Raw genomic sequence first — 21,375 nt, 5'->3', positions numbered from 1 at the left:
GCGCCGCGCAACGATTCCCATGTACACTGAACGCATCCGTACGAGCGGTCGGGGGCTTTTGTCGCAGGTCAAGCCGGTGTTCCTGATTCCCGCTGTCGCGACATCCCTATTCGGGGGCTTGCTCGCCCAGGAGTTCGCTCTCATTCCGGGGATACTTCACGGGTGGGCCGTTGGACTCGCACTGTATACGGCCCACCTGAAAGACGGATACGTCGACGGCCACGTTCGTGGTGAAGAGCAACCGACCCTGTCTCCTCGGGAAAATCAGGTCGCGATAAGGATGACGAGCGCTAGTTTCCTAATAACGATGGTCGCCTTGTGGTGGTATGCGAGTCTCGCCGCTGTACTGGTGACGGCTCCGTTGTGGATACTGGCCCTACTGCACGCGCCGTACCTCGATATGCACCCGGTCACGGTCACCGTCGATTACCCAATCGGTATAGGACTGGCCGTCGTCGGTGGCTATTTCGTCCAAACGGGGCAGCTACCCGCTAGAATTCTTGGTGTTTCGGTCATGTTCGTCGTTCTTCTCTCGGGGGTGAAGGTATCCACAGACCGACTCGATTACACATTCGATCAGTCGATCGGAAAGCGCACCGTTCCCGTTCTTCTCGGAAACGATGCGGCGAATGTGGTTGCAGCTACGTTTTTCTTCTCGACTTCATTGCTCGTAGTCGGGCTTGTCAACGCGGGCTTGTTTCCGCCTATCACGGCCGTTGCTGGCGTACTCCCGCTGTTCGCCGCTAGTGTAGGGTTCGTCGGGTCGAGACGCGGCACAGTCAGAGTCCAAATGTTTCTCACGTATCCATTCGCGGCGATCCTCTTTTCGACCTACTGCTGGTCGACACATTGTAGCGTGATTCAGGTTCTCGATCTTCTGCGATTCACTCTCATCGAGCTCCCCCTCCTGTGGGTGTGATACCTGCGGGGATCGTTCCGCTGCTACGTCTTACTGCAACTACCGTTTGGCGAAGCTTAACTGATGCCTTTTTTCTCACAGCTCAACTCTCGACTCGGTTGTTTTCTCTTAGAATATCGTTTGACTACGGCGATTTCGGAAGCCAGTTCACAAATCGATTGATGTGTTCTCTCACAGCGAACACCTGTGTTACCATTCCACCGAATTTTGTCCTTTTCAGGGTGTTCAGTTCAAGGCGTGATTTTCGGTTTTCGGTAGTTTGAGAGACATACACACGGCGTTACAGAGCTATGTTTGTAATCCATCGCCAAGTTGATTTCCAGGGCGTGCCTCGACAACAGTCGTCAAATATTCGCTGTCAGCGAACGCTAGATGAGGTGGGTCGTTGTATTATTCTCCCAAGAGTAACACGTATTTGAATTCCAAAACGAAAAACGAGAATGTCGGCAGTTCGTCAAAAACCCCCGTTGCGAAAATCGGTGGATGCCACCAACGTTTAAGTGTAAAACGCTCCATTCATTGGGCGATGGGTAATAACGCCAATGAAACGAATTTGGTCAAGTCGGACGAAACGCTGTTCGCTATAATTGAACAGCTTAGGGAATCCGACGGTGCGGGTGTCACTGAACTCGCCAAGCAACTAGATATGGCGAAAAGTTCCATTCACAAGCATCTCCACACGATGGTCAAGCACGGGTACGTGGTAAAACGGAATGACACGTACCACATCGGACTCCAGTTTCTAAACTTCGGCGAGTACGTCAGAGATAGCTACGATATTTATCATGCTTCAAAGTCGAAAATCCATGAACTCGCGGAGAGAACGGGCGAGATGGTTTGGCTCATCATTCCAGAGAATGGTCTCGGCTGGTTCCTATACGGGGAGAAGGGAGACTCCGGGATTAGTGAAGAATCCATTGTTGGATCATGGACCTATCTTCACAATAACTCAGGTGGAAAGGCTATTCTGGCAAACCTCCCTTCAGAACAGATTGACAATATCATCGATCAGCACGGACTCCCAACGAAAACGGAGAATACTATCACCGATCTTAATACGTTACGGACGGAACTTGAAAACATCCGCGAGCGAGGGTATGCGGTAAACCAAGGCGAAGACATCGCAGGAATTCACGCGGTCGGAGTTCCACTAATTTCCGATGGAGAAATCCAAGGAGCCTTATCGATAGCGGGCGCTGCACACCGTTTCAAACGGGATCAACGTGAGCAGAAACTCGCAGAGTATCTCATCACAGCTGCGGATGACATCGAGGTTAATCTCGCGTATCAGTAACTCCCGTCCAATCTCGTTGGTTGACCCGTGTCAACGGCTGGTGAAATTCGATGCATCTACTATCGTTCGCCATTAGCGAACCATTGTATTTCAAATGCTACCTGGAAGGAAGCCATGCGTAACGGGTCAGTAGTGGCAATCCGCAGATGAATTAGGGAATTTGCGGGGGACAGAGAGTACAAAACGGTTGAATTTCCTGGCGGTATGTTTCCTACAAGTAACAATAAGAAATTCTACCAGATCAGGAAGAGCGGCCATCGTGAAATATCCCGACTAAATCTCAGTTGAGAAACTCCGTCATATGGACCGACCAACGGGTGCAGTGCGAATATTCTGATCACTTCGACGTCCTTTTACAGCGATCCGCTAGTATTCGTTGGTGATCGTGTTCGCACCCTGGCGAACGTGTTCTATCAATTCAGAGCGATAGACCGAATCTTTCAGCCTGTCCGTTGAGGTCGCTACAGAAAGGGAACCGAGTACATTAGCGTCGTTGAGAAGGGGTACTGCAACGACGCACATTCCAGGAATTTGTTGGTTGCAGTCCAAAGCGTAGCCGTCGTCCTGAATCGTTTGTAGTTCTTCTCGCAGGGTTTCGGCGTCGGTGACCGTGTTTTCGGTCACCGGATCTAATCCGTGTGTATCGAGTATCTCCTCGACATTTTCGTCGGGAAGGTGGGCCAGTATGACCTTTCCGGCAGCGTGTGAGTGGAGTGGCGTCCGTCGGCCCGGATATGTGCCTAGGTTCAACGACCGTGACCCGCTTTCATTGTGGAGAACAACCCATCGACCACGTTCCTCGACGCTGACGGTCGCGAGTTCACCCGTTTCGGAAGCTATCTGTTCTAATACCGGTTTCGCGATATGGAATAGGCGGTTTCTGTGTTTCAATCGACTACCCATGGCGAGGAACCGGTATCCTACGTGATATTGTCCATCTCTTCTAATCACGTACCCTGTCGACTCTAGCGTTCGAAGGTAGTCGTGTGCCGTACTCCGAGGCATATCCATCTGTCTGGCCAGATCTGACGGCCCAGTTATGTTTTCCTCCCACAGTAGCTCAATGATTTCGAAGGCTCGGACGACCGTTTGAAGCGGAGCGGATGTTCGTTCCATACTATCACTACCGCTTTCGCTCTTATAATCGTTCGGTTATTTCGGACGAATTCAGATAAGACTGTTTGACTTTACAAGCATAGTATTGTAACGAGAGATCGTCGATGAGAACTGGGATAATTCAACGATAATTGGGTAATCACGAGGATTCCGATTTTATAACCTGATGAGGGATGTCTCATCGGCACCGTTCGAATATTTCGGATAGATTGTGTTCTTCGAATTTCCGACGTAAACCGGTTGATTACCCTATTTTCGTGCAACTGAATACCTCTCGTTTGTCCACGATTAGAAGAAAAGTACTTTGTGCGTCATATGCGTCCGAGTATCACGGTACCGACGAGCCGCTCAACCTCGAAAAACAGAGTCCACGGACGTGACCCAGGTGCGTGTCAAGGCGGGCGAGGAAGTCCACTTCGAACGGAACACGGATTTTAACGGTGAACGGCAAGCAGGGATCGGATCCTTTCACCTCACGCCGAAGGACGGCCAGCGACACAGCGCTGCGGCAGCGTACCTGAAACCCGTCTCTGGCCGGTCGAGCCTATCCGCGGAGACCGATGCGCGAATGACCCACGTACTGTTCGATGGTGATCGGACAATGGGCGTCGAATACTCGAAAGCAGGTCAGCGACGTTCGGTCGGCGCATAGATCATCTCAAGAATCACGAGCGGAATACCAACGCGTCCATAATCGCTATCGCCGAGAAGGCGTCGGACATGAATAGGGAGGATCGATAGGCAGATCAGTCGTCGTTTCTCGCCGAATTATCATATTCTAGAATAGCAAAGACGGACTAATGTTCGTTGAACATCACAACTAGGATCGTCCCGAGCGCAGCCAGACAGATGGCGTAAGCGAACGCGATCGTGTAGCGGTCGAAGTGTTGGACGAGCAGACTCGCGACGATCGGAGTCAAGAACGCGCCGCTAAGGCCGATTGCCGAGAGGAAGGCGATTGCCGCGGTGACGAATCGTGCGTCGACCAGTTCGGGAACGTAACTGTAGAACAGTCCAATGCTGAGCTGAATGAGGTAGCCAGTGACGAATAGCACCACCAGGAGGAGAGCCATCCGTCGTACGACGAGGAAACTCGCCACGAGTGGCCCGGAAACCAGGAACGAGCAGAGAAGTATAGGCCGGCGTCGTCCACCGAAGAGGCGGTCGGCGATGACCCCGCCAGAGACTCGGGAGAAAGCTCCTAGGAGCGGGAAGACGGCGACGAGTGCTCCGCTTTGTACGACGGTGTAACCGAGTTCAGTGTCGAGGTAGCTGGGAAGCCATGTGTTAACGAACAGGTACAGCGAGTACGAGACGAACCCCATGACACAGATAAGCAGTAATGGGCCGTTTGCGAGGAGTCGATGGACTTCATCGAATCGCGGAGTGTCGGGGTTCTTCGAGTTCGGGACAGTGGTCGAGAGCAGCGTAAGTCCCGGGACGATCATTAGCGCTGGATAAACGAGAAACGGGCTCGACCAGCCCGCACCGACGGCCAGTAACGGCGCAGTCAATTGGCCGACGGCGAACCCGAATGGTCCGCTCGCAGCGAACAAACTCATCGAAGTGGCCCGATTTTCGAACTCGCCGAACGCGTTGAGACCGGCATTCCAGAGCAAGATGTAGCCCCCACCGGCGACTATTCTGGCGATGAGCAGCGGCGCGTACGCGCCGATCGACGCGAAGTACCAGCTCCCGACACCGGCGAGACCGAAGAGACTTGTCGCCATCACAATCGCTCGACGTGAACCAATTTGATCGATGTAACGCCCGGCCGGGAGGCTCAATGGGATCGCAACGGCGAACATGGCGCTCACGAGCCAGCTTACGATCGACCTGTCTATCCCCATGCCGGAACTGATCAGTGGCGCTATGCTAGCGGGAAAGATCTCGTAGGCCGACGCCAGCACCGAGATTGCGAGGAGTGCGATAACGAATACAGGACGATCGAGAAGGCGGAGAGGTGAAGCGTCTCGGCGGGGATACGCGGATTCGTCACGGGATTCGGTAGACGCCGTCATTTGGAATCCAGATAATGGATCACTCCTCGTCGATTGGGAGCGATCCATGTTCGGCCACGAACTCGTCGCGCAGCACCTTCTTGTCGAACTTCCCTGTCGTCGTCTTCGGGATTGACTCAATGAAGACGATCTGATCGGGGAGCCACCACTTCGGGAACCTCTCGAGGAGGTGCTCTCTAAGTTTGTCCTCGGTGATTTCGCTGCGTTGGACGACGTAGGCGACCGGGCGCTCGTCCCACTTATTGTGTTCCATGTTGATCACTGTCGCCTCCTCGACATCGTCGTGAGCCATCAACTCGTTCTCAAGTTCGAGCGAGGAGATCCACTCGCCGCCACTCTTAATGACATCGTCGAGGCGGTCAACGACCTCGAGGTAGCCGTACTTGTCCACTACGCCGACGTCGCCGGTCTTGAACCAGCCGTCATCGGTGAACGACGTCTTCGTCTCCTCGGGACGCGCATAATACTCGTCAATGAGCCACGGCGCCCGCGCCTGGATCTCGCCGGTCGACTCGCCGTCGTGGGGGACGGATTCACCGTCAGGCGTCCGCAGGCGGATTCGCACGCCGGGCGCCGAAACCCCGGGTTTCATCTGCTGCTGGTAGCGTTCGCTCTCCGACAATTCCCGGACTTCGGTCGTCGTCATCGTGTTGACGAGGTGGGGTGCCGCCTCTGTCATGCCGTAACCTTGGTGGATAGGCGCATCGATCTCCTTGTCGAACTTCTCCATGAGCCACTCCGGCGGTGAGGTGCCGCCGATGAGAACCCGATCGAGGCTCTCGAGTTCGATGTCCTCGTTCTCATCGTAGTACTGAGCCATGTCGAGCCAGACTGTCGTCACGGCGGCGGTGACGGTTACATCCTCACGGTCGATGAGACGGGCGATTCCCTCGGCGTCGGTGTTTTCGCCCGGCAGGACGAGTTTTGAGCCGGAGAGTGTCGCCGAGTAGGGTAGCCCCCAGCCGTTGACGTGGTACATTGGGACGACCGGCATCACGGCGTCGTTTTCGCAGATCTCGAAGACGTCGACGTGGCCGTGGGTCAGCGAGTGCAGGTAGAGGTCACGGTGAGAGTACGCTGCGCCCTTCGGCAGTCCCGTCGTCCCCGAGGTGTAGCAGATCCCCGCCTCGTCGTCCTCGTCGAGATCAGGCCAGTTGTACTCAGTATCTTGCCCCTCGAGCAGATCCTCGTAGGCTATTGCGGGCTCAAGGTCCGTCTCGGGAACCTCGTTGTCCAGGATCACGTACTGTTCGACTGTCTCGAGCTCGTCGGCGACGTTCTCAACGGTTTCAACGAACTGGGGATCGACGAAGATGACCTCATCTTCGGCCTCGGTGACGATCTCGATTAAGTGCTTGTCCGGAAGCATGTGGTTGGTCATGTGGATACTCCGGCCGCTACACGCGGGGCCGAAGTACAGTTCGTAGTGGCGGTAGTGGTTGATCGCCATTACCGACACGCGCGAGCCGGGCTCTACCCCGAGGTCGTCGAGCGCGTTCGCCAGCTGCCCGATCCGGTCGTACGCTTCTTCGTACATGTACCTGTGGATCGTTCCGTCAGGCAGTTCCGAAACGATTTCCTTGTGACCGAACAGGTCAGTGGCCCGCTCGAGCATGACCTGCAGCGTGAGTTCGTAGTCCTTCATCACGAATCGCCGTCCGTGGGTTCGAAACGGTAGAAGACGCGTTCCTCGTCCGTCGGGCCGTTGATCTCAACGATCTTCAGTGAGACAGAGTCGCCGATCTCGAGGTCGCCGTACGAGGCGTCGTCAACGCGTCCCGAGAGCTTGACGGGCCCGAGATCGACGACGGCCACCACGTAGGGAACGTCGTGTTCGCGTAGCCCCAGCGGGAGGCCGCCCCGAACCTCGGAGAAGGCGAACAGCTCGCCCTCGTGGGGGAGGTCCATGTACTCAAGGTCGTCGCTCGTACACTCGGGACAGACGATCCGGGGTGGGAAGTGCATCTCGTCGCAGTCGCGACACTGCGTCGTTGTCAGCTGCCCGTCACGGAGGTTGTCGTAGAACTTGTGAATCTTCGTCTGGTCTTCGGTCTGGAGCTCGTAGAAGTCGAGCAGTCGCGGGAACTCGATCCGGTCGGGAACCGAAACGCGCTCTCGCTCGCCGTCATCGAAATCGCTGGTGTCTGTATTAGTCATCGTGGATCACTGTCTAGGATCATCACACTGTGAACCGAGCCGCTGCCGCTCAGATTGTGGATGAGTCCGGTCGTCGGGTCGTCTACCTGTCGCTCACGCTCGACCTCGCCCTGGAACTGTCGGGTGACCTCGAGGGCTTGCGAGACGCCGGTCGCGCCCAATGGGTGGCCACAGCCGAGCAAGCCGCCGCGGGGATTGACCGCGATGTCGCCGTCGATGTAACTGCGGCCGTCCTCGATGAACTGGCCGCCTTCGCCGCGCTCGGCGAAGCCGAGTTCTTCGTACTCGATGATCTCACTGATAGAGAAGCAGTCGTGGATCTCGGCGACGTCTATTTCCTCGAGCGGATCTTCGATTCCAGCCTGCCCATAGGCGTTCTGTGAGGCCTTTCGGGCTTGGGGCCAGCCGCTGAATGACGGCAGATTGTTGATCGAGTTGCCCGCCATCGACGACTGGCCGCTACCGGTGATCCAGGCTGCGGTATCGGTGACTTCCCGGGCTTTCTCCTCATTCATCAGGATCACGCCCGCAGCGCCGTCGGTGATACCGCTGCAGTCGAAGAGGTGTAGCGGCGGCGCGATCTTGGCCGACTCGGTGATCTCCTCGGGTTCGATCTCGGAACGGAACTGGGCGAAGTCGGTCTTGGCGGCGTTGCTCTTGTTCTTCGCCGCGACCAGCGACAGCTGATCGCGGGTCGTCCCGTATTCGTGCATGTGGCGCTGGGCGTACCACGCGAAGAACGGCGGCGCGGAGAGCCCGTTGACGCCGTCGAACTCCCGATCGAGTACGTTGGCCATCGACGATTGCATTTCCGGCACGTAGTCGCGGCCGAGGTTCATCTTCTCGACCCCGAGCACGAGCGCGGTGTCGAGCTGACCGGCCGCGATCGCGAGCCAGGCGTAGCGCAACGCAGCTTGGCCACTGGCACAGGCCAGTTCGGTTCGGGCGGTCATTTCGGTGACTTCGATCCCGAGTAGTTCAGCTACCATCGGTGCGACGTGCGACTGGTAGGAGAACCGCTCGGGCTGGACGGTTCCGACGAACAGCCCCTCTATATCCTCAGGATCGACATCCGGAACGCCGTCGAATGTCGCCTTTCCACCCTCTTGGGCGAGATCCTTCCACGTCGCGTCGCGCTCGCCCCACTCCGTGGTGCCGCCGCCGACGATTGCGACGTTACGTGTCGTCACGGGCATGATCACTCACCCTCGAACTGCGGCTTGCGGTTCTGTCTGAACGCCTTCACACCCTCGAGCATGTCGTCGGTCGTCGCCAGCACGGCAAATGACTGTTTCTCCATCGCGAGGGCGGCCTCGAGGCTGGCCTCTTGGCCGTCCTGAATGACCCGCTTGGCGGCCTTGAGTGCGACCGGCGGCCCCGAGACCAGGTCGTCGACAATCTTGTCAACGAAATTCTCAAACTCCTCGTCGGAGACGGCATGGTTGACGACGCCCCACTCCTCAGCCCGTTCGGCATCGAACTGCATCCCTCTATACACCATCTCCTTCGTCCTGGCCTCACCGATGAGGCGGACGAGACGCTGAGTGGCGCCGCCGCCGGGGATCACGCCAAGGGTCGTCTCCGGCGTCCCGATCGTCGAGTCCTCGGTCGCGACGCGGATATCGCATGCGAGGGCGAGTTCGAGGCCGGCTCCCAGGCAGAAGCCGTCGATCTTCGCGACCGTCGGCCGGGGGAACTCGTAGACGGTCTGGAACATCTCGTCGACGTCCATGATCTCCGCGGGTTCGCCGGCGGTGAAGCCGGTGATGTCGGCACCCGAACTGAACGCGCGTTCGCCAGCACCGGTGAAAATGACGCACGAGACCTCGTCGACCTTGACGTCGGTCAGGAGGCGATCGATTTCCATGAACATGTCCTCGGACATCGAGTTCATTCGCTCTTGACGGTCGAGAGTGACACTGAGGACGCCGTCGTCGCCGAGCTCCCATTCGAGATAGTGGTAAGGTGGATCGACGCGGTAGTCGAAGAAACCCTTTCCAGCGTCCTCACCGGTAAAGCCCTCATCGACGAGCTCGACGAGGTAATCGGCGGGCTCGTAGCGCTTCTCGCCGTATTCCTCGTGCAACGACTCGAGTTTCCTGAGGACAATGTCGAGGCCGATACGGTCGCCGCGCCTGCACATCCCCTCGGGGAAGCTGCCACCCAGCCGAAGACCGATGTCGATCTCCTCGGGCGTCGCGACGTCGTTACCGACGAGCCAGGCGGCCTTGTTGATCATCACCGCCTCAGTGCGGAGCGCGTCGTAGCCCCCGACGTCCTCCGGCTCGTAGTCGACGCCGTTACCGTCCTCGTAGTCGTAGAACCCCTTTCCGCTCTTCTTGCCGAGGTCCTCGTTTTCGACTTTTTCCTCGATGGCTGGCGGGGCGGGTTGGTCAGACTCATCGCGGAAGTGGTAGGCGATATCGATGCCGCCGAAGTCATTGAGTTCGAACGGACCCATCGGGTAGCCACGTTCATAGACCATCGTCGCGTCGGCTTCGCGAACCGTCGTCTCGCCGTTCGAGAGCATCCACGCCGCCTCCTCCATGAAGGGGACGAGGACGGTGTTGACGACGAAGCCATGGACGTCTTTGCGGACGTAGATCGGCGTCTTGCCGACCGACTCGACCCACTTGTAGGTGAGTTCGGCCGTCTCGTCGGTCGTCGCTTCGCCGTAGGTCACCTCGACGAGATCCATTTTTACCGGCGGGTTGAAGAAGTGTAGCCCGACGACTTGCTCCGACCGATCAGTCGCCGAGGCGATGTCCGATATCGAGAGGCTCGAGGTGTTCGACGCGAGAATCGCGTGGTCGGGCGCATGCTTGTCGACCGTCGAGAACGTTTCTTCTTTGATCTCTAGTTGTTCGGGAACTGCCTCGATGACTAGATCCGTGTCGGAAACGGACTCTTCGAGGCTGACCGACGTCGACACTCGGTCGAGGATCGTCTCGGCATCTTCGTCAAGTCGTCCCTTCTCTTCGAGTTTCCCGAGTGACCACTCGATTTCCTCGTATCCGTCTTGGACTAGTTCCTCCTCAATGTCGCGCAACACTACTTCGTACCCGGCCATGGCCGATACTTCTGCGATTCCGTGTCCCATGCTTCCGGCACCGAGGACGGTGACACGGTCTATGGTCTCCGATAACATCATTCAAGAGATTGTTCACGGTACTTTTGAATATTGTGGTTAGAGTGGTTCGTTTCGGCGAAGATTACTCTCCTTGCAATGGATGTCAGACACTCTATAACAATTCCGTAAGATATATATTCCATCTCATCCCGTTAACCGTTAGGATGCCACATACTAGCAGACGGCACGTCCTCAAGCGTGTCGGAGCAGCAGGTTCGATAGGTATCGCTGGACTCGCGGGCTGTTCCGAGAACTCCTCGAACAGCGGTTCCAACGGCGGGGGATCCGACGGCCCATCGTCGTTCACCGTCGGCGTTATGGGGCCGCTCAGTGGCCCATTTGCTGGGTGGGGTCAGGCCGAAATCGCGGGTGCCAAACTGGCAAAATCAGATCTCGAATCTGAATTTGACGTCAGCATTAAATTGGTGAAAGGAGACACCGAAACGGATCCAAGTGCTGGACTGAAGCGAATAAAGAGCCTCGTGACGAGGGATAACGCCGACTTCGTGCAGGGCGGCGTCTCCTCCGCAGTTTGTACGAAGATGGGCACATGGGCTTCCGACAACGGCGTTTCGTACATCGCCTCGGGTGCTTCAGACACCCTTACCGGATCCGCGTGCAAGAAATACATGTACAGTGTTTATTCCTCTAACACGATGCAGGTTCAAGCGGCAGCACCGGAGATGGCCAAAGAAGCCGACGGCTGGTACGTCCTCTATTCGGATTACACATGGGGCCACACGGGTCAAGAGGTGTTGACGAAAGCCCTCGAAGAGAATGGTGCCTCGGTCGTCGGAAAAGACGCCGTTCCGTTCCCCGCCGACGATTTCACGCAGTATCTCAACAACGTCGCTAACTCCGATGCGTCTAGTGTCGCTCTCATCAATCCCGGTCTAGACGCACGGTTGGCGATAAAACAATTGATGAACAAGGGAATGCACCAAGATTTGAAGATAATGGCCCATCAGTTCGAAGATCTTGTCCTTTGGGGTCTCAACAAGGATGCGGCGGCCGCGCTCGATGTCTCGCCGATGGGATGGTACGCGGGCATCGAAGGGGCCGACGAGTTTAACAAGCGCATTACAAAAGAAAGCAAGACGGGTCCCTTTGTCCGCCACTACATGGGATACACGTCACTCGATCAGCATGTGCGGGCCGCTATTCGCGCAGGCGCAAAAGATGCAGAATCGATCCGCAAAGAACTGGAAGGTCACGAGATTTCTAGTTCCGCTGCCGAGCTTCAGCCGGGGAAGTGTTACTGGCGCGCCTGTGATCATCAGCTCATCCAGCCAGTACACACTGTCACTGGACGGTCGGTCAAGAAGATGCAAGACGATCCGTACAAGCTTTGGTTTGACATCAAGTCGACGACGCCTGGAGACAAACTCGCACGAGATTGTGAGGCGACCGGATGTTCGTTCTAGTCCTGTGTTTGATCCATCATGAATCGTAGATCGCTCAACGGCCAGAGTTTGTCCGGGATCGAAGCCTCTCCTCTCGGAGTAGTTGCCAGCGTCGTCATCGGAGGGCTTCTCGTACTATCATTCGTCGACCACCCCGGACTGTTCGTCGACCAGGCCATCGGCGGTCTCGTTTACGGGATGATTCTCGTACTCATCGCGCTGGGACTGTCGATTATCCTCGGCCTCCTCGGAATTGTCAACTTCGCACACGGAGCATTAGTGATGCTCGGGGCGTACGTCACCTTCGAAATCATGACTCAAATAGGGTTATCCTTCTGGGTTGCCCTCGTCATCGCCCCCATCATCATCGGACTCGTCGGTATCATCATCGAGCGGGGTGTGTTGCAGTTCGTCTACGATGAAGATCCTCTCGTCGGCCTCTTGGCCACGTTTGGTCTCTCGCTGATGTTCACCGAGCTGGTTCGTGCCTTCTGGGGCGGCGGGCCGAAAGGTGTTCCACTGCCACAGGCGTTGAGTGCGAGCGCCGACCTCGGAGTAACGACTGTCGCACGCTTCCGGCTTTTTACCGTTATCGTCGGTGCACTCACCGTCCTCGCCGTGTACCTCTTCATCAAACGAACGTCCTTCGGACTCTCGATCCGGGCAGGAGTGCTAGACCGAGAAATGGCGGAGTTCCTCGGTATTAATATGCCGATTCGGTTCATGGCGATGTTCTTCCTAGGATCGTTTATTGCCGGTCTCGGAGGCGTTCTTCGAGGAGCGGAGGTCGGCATGGATCTTGGAATGGGTGAACACTTCATCATCCTCGCGTTCGTCGTCGTCGCCGTCGGTGGCATAGGAAGTCTATTTGGGAGCGTCTTCGCCGGACTCCTCATCGGAGAGGCTCAGTACCTGACTCCAGTCGTCCTTCGAACCTTGGCGACTGTGACCGGAATTCAATGGCTCGCCGTTCCCGGTATCGACGGCCTCGTCCCATATCTCGTGATGATCGTCGTCCTGCTCGTGCGTCCGCGCGGACTCTTCGGTCAGGAGGGATTCCTCGAATGACCGACGAACCACGGACGAACGAGACGATCAAGCGAACAGAAAACCGCTTCGACGTATCTTCGATCAGACGGTTTTCGGTTCCAATCGGACTCTTTCTCATCGTGGTTCTTTTGCGTCCGTTGGTGAGCCATCCGTTGGTACTGGGTTACGGACAGATCGCCACCACGATGCTCATCTGGATGCTGTTCGTTGCCTCGTTCAATCTCCTGTTGGGATACACGGGGATACTCTCGTTCGGTCACGCTATTTTCCTTGGTGCCGGTGCCTACGGAGTGGCCATTGGAATCGCCAAGTTCAGCGCTCCGTATGCCATCGCTGCGCCGGTTGCCATCGCCGTCGCTGGCGTGATCGCCTACCTCATCGCACGACTCATCGTCCACAAAGGCGAAATTTACTTCGCCATGCTGACGCTCGCGTTTGCGAAATCCGTTCATTTCATTGCTAACTACAATCCTGAGGATCTCACCGGTGGTGCACAGGGTCTTTCGGGGGATACGCTCCCTGCTTTCATCCAGACCTACCGAGGCCAGATGCTCGTGAACCTCGGGGGATTTTCCGTCAACTGGTACTACGTAGTTGGACTCGTCTTCTTCGTCAGTATGCTCGCACTCTGGCAGGTCGTCCGATCGCCATTCGGCCGATCGTTGGTCGCAATCCGCGAAAACGAGGAACTTGCGCGGGCAATGGGGATGAACACACGGCGGTACAAGGTGTGGGCGTTCACGCTCAGTGGGGTGTTCGCCGGTCTTGCAGGCGCACTCATTGAGATCAACGACCAAGGTGCGACGCTGTCGTTACTCTCCGTTCAGACTAGTGGCGACGCCATACTAATGACCGTCCTCGGAGGTGCAAACTACTTTTTTGGACCTCTCGCAGGCGTGTTCATGTGGCTATTTGCTGAGGACTATCTTACCAACTTCGAGACGCTCTACTTACCGCTAGCGGAATTCCCGGTCGTAGGCGTTGAACTTTCAGGCGTGCTGGCTTACTGGCGATTCTTACTTGGGTTTCTGTTCGTCATCGCGGTTCTCGTCTCCCCTCGTGAGGGATTATGGGGGCTGACAAAGAGCGTTATCGAATCAGCGTACAACTGGCTCAGGAGCTTCCAATGACAAATATCACCATCGACACCACGGCTGAACTCGACCCGCGCGACGCAGTTCTCGGAACGGTCAATCTCACTCGACGGTTTGGCGGTGTGACTGCCGTCGACGAGGTCAACCTCGTCGTTGAGCCCGGGGAACTGCATGCTATTATCGGCCCAAACGGTGCCGGGAAAACAACATTGTTCAACCTGATCACCCACGTCCTCGCCCCGAGCGAAGGGTCAGTCTGGCTTGAAGGACGGGATATCACCGATTTCCAACAGGAGCGCCGCCCACACTTAGGACTCGCACGATCATTCCAGTCGAATCAGCTGTTCAACGACCTTACGGTTATCGAGAACGTCCGCGTTGTCGCACAAACTACTCGAACCGGTACATTCCGTCTCGATCTATTCCGGGATGGCGAACAGCTCTGCGAGGATAGTGCACTTTCTATCCTCGAACGCGTCAATATCGACAATATCCGTGAGGAAAAGGCGAGGAACCTATCGCATGGGGATCAGCGACGACTCGGTATCGCGATGGCGCTCGCAACCGAGCCAAACGTTCTCCTGCTTGACGAGCCGACCAGTGGAATGGGGCCGAACGAAACACAGGCGACGGCGGATCTCATCGCCTCGCTCCAATCTGAACTTGACCTCACAGTACTGCTCATCGAACACGACATGAGCATCGTCCTCTCGATGAGTGATCGAATCTCGGTTCTTAACCAGGGAGCCATCATCGCCACCGGCTCTCCCGCTGAAATACGGGGGAACGAGGACGTTCAGAATGCGTACTTAGGTGGTATGAAGGAGGAGCTATGACGTTATTGGAACTTCGCAACCTCACGGCCGGCTACGAAACAGGACAGATTCTCTTTGGGATCGATCTGGTCGTCGAAGAAGACGAGGTCGTCTCACTGCTTGGACGTAACGGAGCCGGAAAGACGACGACGATGCGCTCCATCGTGGGGGCTGATGAACCGTATATCAGCGGCGGAGCGATCCTATTCGATGGACAGAACCTACTTGAACGACGTAACTACGAGATTTCTAAGCTGGGACTTAGCTTTGTTCCGGAAGGACGACGCTGCTTTCGAGAATTAACTGTCATCGAAAACCTTGAGCTTGCAGCCAACTACGCATTGAACCCGCTTCGTATCGAAACAGTGTTGGAACAATTCCCCGAATTGAACGAGATGCAAAACCGACAGACGAAAAATATGAGCGGCGGTGAACAGCAAATGCTCGCAATTGCCCGGAGTCTCGTCACCAATCCACAGATGATGCTCCTCGACGAACCCTGTGAGGGTCTTGCACCGTACATCGTCCGGCGCATCGAATCCATTATTGAGAATATCAATGCTGAACAGAACGTCACAGTACTACTAGTCGAACAGAACGTGGCAGTTGCGCTTGCGGTCGCTGACCGTCACTACATTCTCGATGAGGGGCGCATTGTCAAAGAAGTCACGAGCGAGCGCCTCCATGAGGATGATACCCTCCGTCAAAAGTACCTTGGCATCTAAACCGCTGTTCGAGAGGTGTGAGCGTCGATTTGAGTTCGTTCTGTTTCGATGTATCGAGGACGTTCAATTCGGTTGTTGCCGTATGACAGCGCGCCGGTTTTAGATGCAAGACAAAACCGCTGATCACGTTGGAATATTGTTGAACTATCTATGCGTCTATAAGCACAATCTAATCCACAAACCGATCAGGATTTAAAAGCTTGCAAAGCAGTCCGACTCATCCGGTTCGCTATTCACTTCGTATTTTTGAAGACCATAAGCCGAGTGAACCGACTACTACATGGCGCGCGACCAGACAAAAAGCCGGAAGATGTCGTTTCGAAACTAAATGCGTCGCTCAGTGCATTCGAGTGGGTGGACGAGATTACGTCGCCGAACACATCGAGGGTTGGATGAGTAGCGCACGACAGGGTATGCCGAGTCCGCAACCAAGCGACGACGATTGAAAAGAAATCTTTCGCGGAAAGTCGTCCCTGGAATCCGTTCACAGTGCTTTGTTGAATAGGGTACAGCGTCGGGATCATAATGCTGTGGAGGTACGTTTGACGTTGGAGATGGCAACATCAGAACGTATTCTCAAAATTCACGGTTTCACGTCTGGGTTCGCACGGTCGCAAAGTGCGAGCGCTTCATTACTGACAAGCATGTCTCAGTCACCCAACAACGGATGGCTGGAAAGACCGTCTAGATCACGGTCTAAGACGTTACACACTGCAGTCATCAGCGAGCGTCGGGCGGTCACCCCGCAGTAGGTGTAGTTATTTTCGAGCCAGATACAGTCGGTTACGACGTGTTTCCTCAATGCTTGTTTAGCCAGTTGCTTCCATTCTTGAACAAAGTTGAGGAGTTATCAGCTTCCGCTTACCTCGGGAAGGATAGGATTTCTGGCTTGGAACTTCAGTGAAAAAAGCGGGTTTCGCTCAATACTAACTACATTTCCTGGTTATTACCGACATCGCCGCTGATCTGGGAAAGCATCTTTTTGCGCTTCTTTTCGGGGATATTTTCAATCAAGTTGATTATCTCATTGACACTGATGTTATCTGGATTCGGTAATTTCCCACTCATAGTAGACCACATAGGTATTTCGCGAGCAGATACATAGCATTTCTGGCCAGCGAATATCGAACACTTACTAACCGACTTCATGCCTTTTTATGCGTCATTGTGAATCGGTCTGTGACACTATCGTTGGTACTATCTATCGTATATTTATCTATATCAAATATAAATCAATATTACAAATATATGTTGGATCGAGAGATAAACACCCCCACAAAAGAGCTTTCGTCAATTAGCCTGAATCATATCTAGACAATAGTCCTACTAAACACAGTTGATCGTCTCGCCCTATCCCTTTCCTCTTCGAATGTGGTGGATTACTCTGTAACGGCTCTGTTGAAATTCTCAGAGGGTGATAGAAATGGCGTGCTGAATAGAGAGCGCATATTTTGCACGTTGTACGGCTCTGTCACTATTGAAAATCGGTCGTGGCGTGCGTTCGAATCCGTTGGTGCAAGACTATGTCAAAGGATTATCTTCCCTGCCACACAGACATCTGTTATCTATGAAGACAGCCGACGCGAAGCAAATCGGGATCCTCTGTGCTGATGATCAGCCGGTGTTCACTGCTGTTGCCAGCCAACTTCGGGACGCAGGACAGACAGTTCGATTCTTCGATCCGCGATCCGAACTCTCTCCGACCCACATCGATGATCTCGCTCTGCTCGTCAACAAGCAGGTGTTTCCACTTAATCTCCCCGTTCTCAGGTATGCACGGCGAACCGGGACGCCCTTGTGGAATAACCTCGTCGCAACGATTGCATTGAGTTCGCGGCTAATCGGGCTACGAGCACTTGAGACGGTCGGGTTTCGTACTCCTCGAATAACATTCGAAAAACCCGAGTTTGAGTACGTTGCAAAGCCCTGCTACATCTGGCACGGCGACCCCGAACTGAACGGTGAGGGAGGATTCTATCAAGAGCGGATCCACACGGAGCCCATCGATTACAAGTACTACGCCGTCAACGATGGAGCGCGAGTCCAAACGGCGGCCAAGCGTGTCACCTCGAAGCTCCACGGCCCCAAACGATTTCTGAATCAGATACGTCCCAGACCGACGCTTACGCGACGTCTTCGCCGCCTCGTCACCCGACTCAATCTTCGTGGCGTCGGGATTGACTTCGTCAAAGATGACAAGGACCGGTTCTGGGCCGTAGACGTCAATCTCGCCGCAGGGTACCGGGACAGCGGGTTAGAACCGGCCCTCTATGAGTCGATTCGTGTAGATTTGCCCAACCAGTAATTTGGGAAGTACTTTTTCGAACTAGTACTGGGGAGAGCGTTTCTGCTGAATACACGCTCTCTAATTAGTACGAAGCCGATTTTCTACTCCGTAATAAGTGGAAGAAAATTATGCCTGACACCCCCTCTTTGATCTATGCGCAAACCGTAATGCATATATAATGGTTATTAGAGTAGTGAGAGCACATTTGCAAATATAACTGATATTCTCGAACGCCCATGGACACACAAAAATCCCTATTGCCCTTTACTGATAGACGACTCTCATCAAACGAGAGCTGTTCACCAAGGGATTTCACGAGATGGGATCTAGCGTGGAGTCGCTGTCGGTCCCCGAGGTTCGCCAGTTGCCGCATACGTTGGAACTGACTCCGCTTCCAGAACGATATACTTGTCCGTACAGGAACGAGCCTCATTAATGATGAATGGTTGTCCGACTTCGATCTTCGATTTCGTTCCATCCGTGAAGATATCGGTTCTGATGGATTGCGTCGAGTTCCCGAGATGATCGACGAAGACGCTGTCATAGACCCTCGTCTTCTTCGGCCTCCAGTTGGCGGTATTGCAGGTCGATACTACCTCTGGTCTGACCTGTCTTTCCTTTGCAACGGCGACGATGATGAACTGTCCAACGTATTTTCCTTTGAACAGCTCGGACTTTCGCGCTATCATCGTTCGCCTTATTTGGTTCTGTGCTAACACCGAATCTGTTACCACCAACCCCAAAGTATGCCGCCTGCTCCCGCGAGGAAGCTTCGTCGCGTGTAACGGTTTTCGTCATTCATTCGTTGTCTCCCGCCATCCACGTAATGGTCTGCAGCAGGGTAACGCCTGGGGCCGCTGAGAAGACGAGTAGTTCCTGCACGGAGATTAACTGTTAAATATCATTTACTCACACAATAATCGGCATTATATCAATAAGGTAACGGCAAGAGATAGGTGGAGTATTCACCTGTTTTGATAATGGCTGGTACGACAATTCGCCTTCTTGGAAAGGACGTGGAGAGTCAGGTTGGTGCCGTCATAAACAGTGATCCACGTCTGTGAGTTACCTTTGGATAATATCGAAGACAGGCGACCGCTGAGTCTTTGCCTTCGACAATCTTCTATCGATTCTACACCACCATAAATATTATTCTTAAATATTATGAATTAGGAGGCCCCCATATAGTTACTCTCGTTTCTACACTTCTACTAAATCTATAAGTAGTAGTAAAACCACCCGGAACCCCTATACTGACTTGCATATGATTCACAATACGATTTACTCGACTAATTCCGAAACTGTTCCTCAACGAGGAATTTTGTCCATTCTAGCGATATAATCTCCCTTAAGTAGGTATAGCCCTACCGTCCGTATCTTTGTCTACTGGACACCTTCTCCGACCGTAATAACCGGGACGGGGGCAGATCTGACCGTCTTTTCGGCAACACTGCCAAACAATATTCGATCCGTTCCGCGCCGACCCGTGGTTCCCATTACGACAGCGTCGATATCATTCGATTCGAGACAGCTGAGGATCTCCTCGAACGGCGACCCGGACTCGACGTGGGAAACGGTGTTTGTGACACCATGTGACTCTGCTTCGGAGAGAAGATCGTCAACGGCATTGTTCGCAGCCTTCTCACCACTCCGCTCGGAAGCTGTAGAGCGAACGTCGAAGCCGAACGAGGTATCGTCCACTACTGAAAGCGCATGCACGGTCGCATTAAGGGCCACCGCGAGCGAGAGGCCGTGTCGAGCAGCGAGGGTTGCACCGCGACTCCCGTCTGTAGGAATGAGAATGTTTTCATACGGGAATGCGAGCCGTTCATCAAAACGTATTCGTGATGTCAGGACTGGGATCGCAGAGAGCCGGACAACTTTTTCAGTCACACTTCCGAGGAGGTAGCGAGAGACCCCTGTGCGGCCGTGTGTTGGCATGATAATCAAATCATGACCGTACTGCGCAGCATAATTGGCGATCGATGGTGCCGGATTACCTTGAACGACATCGGTTTCGTGATCAACGCCGAGTTCCTTGAGGATCTCCGCTGCTTCTTCAACGACGTCTTCGCCTTGCTCCTCCAGTGCATCAACTACCTGACCTTCGATTGTGACAATGCTGTCGCGAGTCGTGTCTGCAACGAAGAGTACGTGGATAGTCGCATCTGCCCATTGTGCAATAGCACTGCTGTGATGAAGCAGGTCTATAGCGCCGTCACTTCCGTCGAAGGGAAGAAGGATGTCATTGTACATGTTGCTATAAGAAGGGATGTAAGCGCTAATGCGTTTGCATCCCTCTGATCTGAAACCCATTCTACGCGGCGTTTGGCGTCAAGACAACGGCGAAGTATCCCATTGTAAGCTATCAGTCGTGCTTTGGAAGACAACACGATACATACGCCGCACTGTCTAGCTAAGCCAGCTTGAGAAGCGAGTAGTCTGTCGATCTAGTGCTTCGCTTAACTGAGAACTGCTCAGCGAGACATTGGAGACGGCAAACCTTGAATGTTGAGAGCGGACGGTGACGCTCGTTAGGGCGTTCGTTGTCCGGCTTCACCCGACTGATTGATCACTCAGAAAATAAAAACGATTCTCACTCTCTTCGTCGTGAAACGGTCACATCAAGCGATCTTTCAGTGGGTGCATCGGATGGTTGACAGCGTCTCGAACCTGCTGTCGGCGCCGTCGACGCGGATCGCCGTGAACGAAACCGCTATCAAATGTTAATAGCGAGTGGTCTGGGGTGTACGACGCAATAGATACTTGATCTCATGATCAAAGTATTGTAAATGCGCTTCCAACAAAGAGAACAGTGACCAAGAGTCGGCCAAGACTGCCGAGAAACGTAGCGAGAGCGAATTTAAAATAATCTTCTTCGAGTATGGCGAAGGCATAGATCGAGACTGTATCTGGGAAAAAGGGGATACACAAAGCACCTGCCAATCCCCAATAGCCGTAGGTTTGTGCCAACTTGACCGTCCGCTTTTCAGACCATTCTATGATATCAAACCGAGAACGACGCAACCATCGAACAATTGGCCCCGCTTTTTTGGCCTCCTGGCCAATATGAAATGCTAATAGGCTCCCAAGAGCCTTGCCAAAAGCACTGGAGAGCATGATGATTCCTATGCGAGTCCAGTACGGAAATCCAAGGTCTAGCGGTGCAGCCAATACAACTTCACTGGGGCCTGGTAATAGAAAAGCAATTAAGAATGAGTAGAGGAATACAAGCCCGATCCCTGGCCATCCCGTTGCCGTTTCAATAGCAATATCAAGTCCATCAATAAAGCTGCTCAATATACTATGTCGACCTAATTCATTGCTCATCAAAATAGGGTCACAAAACACTATGCCGGAGAAC

18 protein-coding genes and 1 pseudogene are annotated in these 21,375 nt (G+C 54.3%); 10 read left to right on the top strand and 9 right to left on the bottom strand.

The window, feature by feature from the left end; translation table 11 throughout:
- The first annotated feature begins 19 nt into the window (after positions 1 to 19).
- Together LIX15_RS21975 and LIX15_RS21970 are read left to right on the top strand one after the other, a co-directional pair.
- Positions 20 to 919 carry a UbiA family prenyltransferase gene (locus tag LIX15_RS21975; RefSeq protein WP_227777479.1) on the top strand — a complete coding sequence of 300 codons (900 nt, stop codon included), beginning with the start codon at positions 20 to 22 and terminating at the stop codon, positions 917 to 919.
- A gap of 526 nt (positions 920 to 1,445) precedes the next feature.
- A complete protein-coding gene (locus tag LIX15_RS21970) occupies positions 1,446 to 2,213 on the top strand; it encodes an IclR family transcriptional regulator (RefSeq protein ID WP_227777478.1) in 768 nt (255 codons plus the stop codon).
- 366 nt (positions 2,214 to 2,579) lie between these two features.
- Here LIX15_RS21970 and LIX15_RS21965 read toward each other — a convergent pair whose 3' ends face one another.
- A complete protein-coding gene (locus LIX15_RS21965; RefSeq protein WP_227777477.1) occupies positions 2,580 to 3,329 on the bottom strand; it encodes an IclR family transcriptional regulator in 750 nt (249 codons plus the stop codon).
- Between the two features lie 304 nt (positions 3,330 to 3,633).
- Between LIX15_RS21965 and LIX15_RS21960 the strand changes: the two genes are divergently transcribed.
- On the top strand, positions 3,634 to 3,981 hold the full coding sequence (locus LIX15_RS21960; RefSeq protein ID WP_345412705.1) for a GMC family oxidoreductase N-terminal domain-containing protein: 348 nt from the start codon (positions 3,634 to 3,636) through the stop codon (positions 3,979 to 3,981).
- 145 nt (positions 3,982 to 4,126) lie between these two features.
- Here the strand turns inward: LIX15_RS21960 and LIX15_RS21955 are convergent, their stop codons facing one another.
- Genes LIX15_RS21955 through LIX15_RS21935 form a run of 5 tightly spaced genes read right to left on the bottom strand, consistent with a single transcriptional unit; the run spans position 4,127 to position 10,655 of the window.
- Positions 4,127 to 5,350: an MFS transporter gene (locus LIX15_RS21955; RefSeq protein ID WP_227777475.1), complete on the bottom strand. Its 1,224-nt coding sequence runs from the start codon at positions 5,348 to 5,350 to the stop codon at positions 4,127 to 4,129.
- A gap of 19 nt (positions 5,351 to 5,369) precedes the next feature.
- Positions 5,370 to 6,995, bottom strand: a complete 1,626-nt coding sequence (locus LIX15_RS21950) for a long-chain-fatty-acid--CoA ligase (RefSeq protein ID WP_227777474.1) — start codon at positions 6,993 to 6,995, stop codon at positions 5,370 to 5,372.
- On the bottom strand, positions 6,995 to 7,507 hold the full coding sequence (locus tag LIX15_RS21945) for a Zn-ribbon domain-containing OB-fold protein (protein ID WP_227777473.1): 513 nt from the start codon (positions 7,505 to 7,507) through the stop codon (positions 6,995 to 6,997). The genes LIX15_RS21950 and LIX15_RS21945 overlap by 1 nt, the downstream gene beginning before the upstream one ends.
- Positions 7,504 to 8,703, bottom strand: coding sequence for a thiolase C-terminal domain-containing protein (locus LIX15_RS21940; protein ID WP_227777472.1), 1,200 nt, complete (start codon positions 8,701 to 8,703; stop codon positions 7,504 to 7,506). Before LIX15_RS21940 ends, LIX15_RS21945 begins: the two co-directional genes overlap by 4 nt.
- 2 nt (positions 8,704 to 8,705) lie before the next feature.
- Positions 8,706 to 10,655, bottom strand: coding sequence for a 3-hydroxyacyl-CoA dehydrogenase/enoyl-CoA hydratase family protein (locus LIX15_RS21935; protein WP_227777526.1), 1,950 nt, complete (start codon positions 10,653 to 10,655; stop codon positions 8,706 to 8,708).
- Positions 10,656 to 10,801: 146 nt separating this feature from the next.
- Between LIX15_RS21935 and LIX15_RS21930 the strand changes: the two genes are divergently transcribed.
- The 6 genes from LIX15_RS21930 to LIX15_RS21905 all read left to right on the top strand — a co-directional run bounded on the left by LIX15_RS21930 (position 10,802) and on the right by LIX15_RS21905 (position 18,029).
- Positions 10,802 to 12,061, top strand: coding sequence for an ABC transporter substrate-binding protein (locus tag LIX15_RS21930; protein WP_227777471.1), 1,260 nt, complete (start codon positions 10,802 to 10,804; stop codon positions 12,059 to 12,061).
- 18 nt (positions 12,062 to 12,079) lie between these two features.
- Positions 12,080 to 13,108, top strand: coding sequence for a branched-chain amino acid ABC transporter permease (locus LIX15_RS21925; RefSeq protein WP_227777470.1), 1,029 nt, complete (start codon positions 12,080 to 12,082; stop codon positions 13,106 to 13,108).
- A complete protein-coding gene (locus tag LIX15_RS21920; protein WP_227777469.1) occupies positions 13,105 to 14,220 on the top strand; it encodes a branched-chain amino acid ABC transporter permease in 1,116 nt (371 codons plus the stop codon). Before LIX15_RS21925 ends, LIX15_RS21920 begins: the two co-directional genes overlap by 4 nt.
- Positions 14,217 to 15,020 carry an ABC transporter ATP-binding protein gene (locus LIX15_RS21915; protein WP_227777468.1) on the top strand — a complete coding sequence of 268 codons (804 nt, stop codon included), beginning with the start codon at positions 14,217 to 14,219 and terminating at the stop codon, positions 15,018 to 15,020. Before LIX15_RS21920 ends, LIX15_RS21915 begins: the two co-directional genes overlap by 4 nt.
- Complete coding sequence (locus tag LIX15_RS21910; protein ID WP_227777467.1) at positions 15,017 to 15,724, top strand: ABC transporter ATP-binding protein; 708 nt, start codon at positions 15,017 to 15,019, stop codon at positions 15,722 to 15,724. The genes LIX15_RS21915 and LIX15_RS21910 overlap by 4 nt, the downstream gene beginning before the upstream one ends.
- A gap of 1,567 nt (positions 15,725 to 17,291) precedes the next feature.
- A complete protein-coding gene (locus LIX15_RS21905; protein ID WP_227777466.1) occupies positions 17,292 to 18,029 on the top strand; it encodes a hypothetical protein in 738 nt (245 codons plus the stop codon).
- A gap of 308 nt (positions 18,030 to 18,337) precedes the next feature.
- On the opposite strand, the gene LIX15_RS21900 is transcribed toward LIX15_RS21905, so the two are convergent.
- Positions 18,338 to 18,700, bottom strand: coding sequence for a hypothetical protein (locus LIX15_RS21900; RefSeq protein WP_227777465.1), 363 nt, complete (start codon positions 18,698 to 18,700; stop codon positions 18,338 to 18,340).
- A 694-nt stretch (positions 18,701 to 19,394) separates the two neighbouring features.
- On the bottom strand, positions 19,395 to 20,267 hold the full coding sequence (locus LIX15_RS21895; protein ID WP_227777464.1) for a universal stress protein: 873 nt from the start codon (positions 20,265 to 20,267) through the stop codon (positions 19,395 to 19,397).
- 217 nt (positions 20,268 to 20,484) lie between these two features.
- Between LIX15_RS21895 and LIX15_RS21890 the strand changes: the two are divergent.
- Positions 20,485 to 20,775, top strand: a pseudogene (locus LIX15_RS21890) (transposase domain-containing protein); the annotation flags it as partial.
- Positions 20,776 to 20,789: 14 nt separating this feature from the next.
- Here LIX15_RS21890 and LIX15_RS21885 read toward each other — a convergent pair.
- Positions 20,790 to 21,341 (bottom strand): YqaA family protein, encoded by a 552-nt coding sequence (locus LIX15_RS21885; RefSeq protein WP_227777463.1) that lies wholly within the window; start codon positions 21,339 to 21,341, stop codon positions 20,790 to 20,792.
- Positions 21,342 to 21,375 lie beyond the last annotated feature (34 nt).

This window comes from Haladaptatus pallidirubidus, from assembly GCF_020700235.1.
GTDB classification, from domain to species: Archaea; Halobacteriota; Halobacteria; order Halobacteriales; family Haladaptataceae; genus Haladaptatus; species Haladaptatus pallidirubidus.
The sequence above is the reverse complement of the archived record's forward strand: the minus strand, read 5'-3'. Positions and strand labels throughout refer to the sequence as shown.